This is a genomic window from Kitasatospora sp. NPDC004799, from assembly GCF_040609095.1.
Lineage (GTDB): Bacteria > Actinomycetota > Actinomycetes > Streptomycetales > Streptomycetaceae > Kitasatospora.
The window spans coordinates 1-2,726 of sequence record NZ_JBEXJK010000659.1 but is presented as its reverse complement, the minus strand read 5'-3'; the positions used below and the strand labels follow the sequence as shown (position 1 = coordinate 2,726).

Here is a 2,726-nt window from a genome sequence, read left to right as displayed (position 1 = left end):
CCACACGCCACCACCAGATGACGCGCCAACAACGACCCCAACACCCCCGTACCACCCACCACCAACACCGCACCCTCCGGATCCAACGCCACCGGGGCGCGGAGCTCGGCCGGTGCCGTCCGGGTGAGCCGGGGGGCGAGCAGGGTGCCGTCGCGCAGGGCGAGTTGAGGTTCGCCGCTCGCGAGGGCCGCGGCCAGGACCTCGCGGTCCGGGTCGGCGTCGACGTCCAGGAGGACGAAGCGGTCCGGGTGTTCGGACTGGGCGGAGCGCAGCAGGCCCCACAGGACCGAGGCGGAGAGCGCGCTCACGCCCTCGTCGGGGGTGGTGGCGACGGCCCCGCGGGTGAGCACGACGAGGCGCGAGAGCGCCAACCGCCCCTCGGCCAGCCAGTCCTGCAGCACCTCCAGGACGTGCTGGGCGATGGCGCGGGCCGCGCCGGGCACGTCCTGCTCGTCGCCCTCCGCGCCCAGGCAGGGGAGGATCACGGTGCCGGGCACCTCGGCGGCCCGGGCCAGGGCGGCCGGGTCGGGGTACGCCACGGTGCCGGGCAGGGCGAGCGCGTCGGCGGAGCCGAGCACGCCCCAGGCGTCCTCGGCGGCGGGCCGGGCGGCGTGGCCGCCGAGGGCGGTCCAGTCCAGGTGGAGCAGGTCGTCGCCGACCGGGGCGGGCCGGTCGGCCCGAACCCCGGCCTCGGCCCGGTCCTCGGCCTCGGAGCTCCGGCCCGTCCTCACCTCGGCGATGCTCAGGACGGGTTCGCCCATCGCGTCCACCGCGGACAGGCGCGCGGTGCCGGCCCCCGTGGGCGTCAGCGACACGCGCAGCGCGGTGGCCCCGGTGGCGTACAGCTCGACCCCGGACCAGGAGCGGGGCTCACCGGCTCCGGCGAACGGTCGCAGTGCGGCGGCCAGCAGCACCGGGTGCAGGCCGTACCCGTCGGGGTCGGCGTGGTCCGGGAGTGCCACCTCGGCCCGGACGACGTCCTGGTCCGGGCTCACGGCGGTGGCGGCGGCCGGGAGCGCCCCGGCGCCGACCGGGGTCTCGGTCAGTTCCCCGGTGGCGTGCCGGATCCAGTCTCCGGAGGCCCGCGAGAAGACGGCGAGGGAGCAGCGGCCGCGGTCCAGCGCGTCGATCACGACCCGTACGTCGGTCGTGGCCCGCCCGAGGCTCAGGGGCGTCTCGACGGTCAGCCGCTCCAGCCGGTCGCACCCGGCCCGGTCGGCCGCGGCCAGCGCCAGTTCGAGCAGCACGGCGTCCGGAACGTCCGCGGCCCAGGGGTGGGTCGTGGGCGAGAGGCGGCCGGTGAACACCCAGCCCTGCCCGTCGGGCCGCTCGACCGCCGCGCCCAGCAGCGGGTGCCCCACCGTCTCCAGGCCGGCCGACGCCACGTCCGCGACGGCGGTGTCCTCCTGCAGCCAGTAGGACCGGCGCTGGAAGGCGTACGTCGGCAGCTCCACCGGCCGCGCCCCGGCGAAGAGCGGGGACCAGTCGACGGGCAGCCCGCCGGTGTGGAGGCGGGCCGCGTTCGTGAGGATCTGCCGTACGGCCCCGTGGTCACGGCGCAGGGAGCCCACGACGACCCGCTCGCCGCCGAGGGTCTCCTCGATGCCGGCGGTCAGGACGGGATGCGGGCTGGACTCCACGACGAACCCGTGGCCGGCGTCGGCCGCGGCCTGGACGGCCTCCTGGAACCGGATGGGCCGTCGGAGGTTCTCGTACCAGTAGCCGGCGTCCAGCCCCGCGGTGTCGAGGGCGGTCGCGGTGACGCTGGAGTAGAAGGCGATGTCGCAGCTCGCGGGGGTGATCCCGGCCAGCTCCGCCAGGAGCCGGTCACGCAGCGGCTCGACGCTCGCGGAGTGGGAGGCGTAGTCGACCTCGATGCGGCGGCTGACGATCCCGCGTGCCTCGCAGCGGGCCATGAGCAGGTCGAGCGCCTCCGGGTCGCCCGAGACCACGGTCGAGGAGGGGCCGTTGACCGCGGCGATCTCGGCGTGGCCGCCGATGGTGGCCAGCAGGGCGCGGACGTCCTCGGCCGGGGCGGCGACGGAGGTCATGCCGCCGGTGCCCGCCAGGCTCAGCAGGGCCCGGCTGCGGACGGCGACGATCTTGGCCGAGTCCTCCAGGGACAGCGCGCCCGCGACATGGGCGGCGGCGATCTCGCCCTGGGAGTGGCCCACCACGGCGTCGGGGCGCACGCCCAGGGAGCGCCAGACCGCGGCCAGTCCGATCATGACGGCCCAGAGGGCCGGCTGGACGACGTCGACCCGCTGCAGCGGGGGTGCGCCGTCGACGCCGTTCAGGACGTCGAGCAGGGACCAGTCGACGTACGGGGCCAGGGCCTGGTCGCAGGCCCGGATCTGGTCCTCGAACGCCGGTGACTCGGCGAGCAGTTCCCGTGCCATGCCGGCCCACTGGGAGCCCTGGCCGGGGAAGACGAAGACGGTGCCGCGCCGACTGTCCGCAGGTGTGGTGAAGGGTGTGACGGTGACGTTGTCCGCCGTACCGCCCTCGGCCAGCGCCCGCAGACCGGCGAGCAGCTCCGCACGGCCGGTTCCGGTGACGACCGCCCGCTGCTCGAACAGCGAGCGCTGCGAGACCAGGGACAGGCCCACGTCACCCGCCGCGACCGCCGGGCGCTCCGCCAGGTGATCCGCCAGGCGGCCGGCCTGCGCCCGCAACGCCTCCACCGACCGGCCGGACACCACCCACGGCACCACAGCCGAGGCCTC

Annotated in this window: 1 protein-coding gene; it reads right to left on the bottom strand. The window is 76.3% G+C overall.

The features are described 5' to 3' along the window. The coding region (locus tag ABZW03_RS39565) for an acyltransferase domain-containing protein (RefSeq protein ID WP_355269532.1) at positions 1 to 2,726 on the bottom strand (2,726 nt) is incomplete at both ends.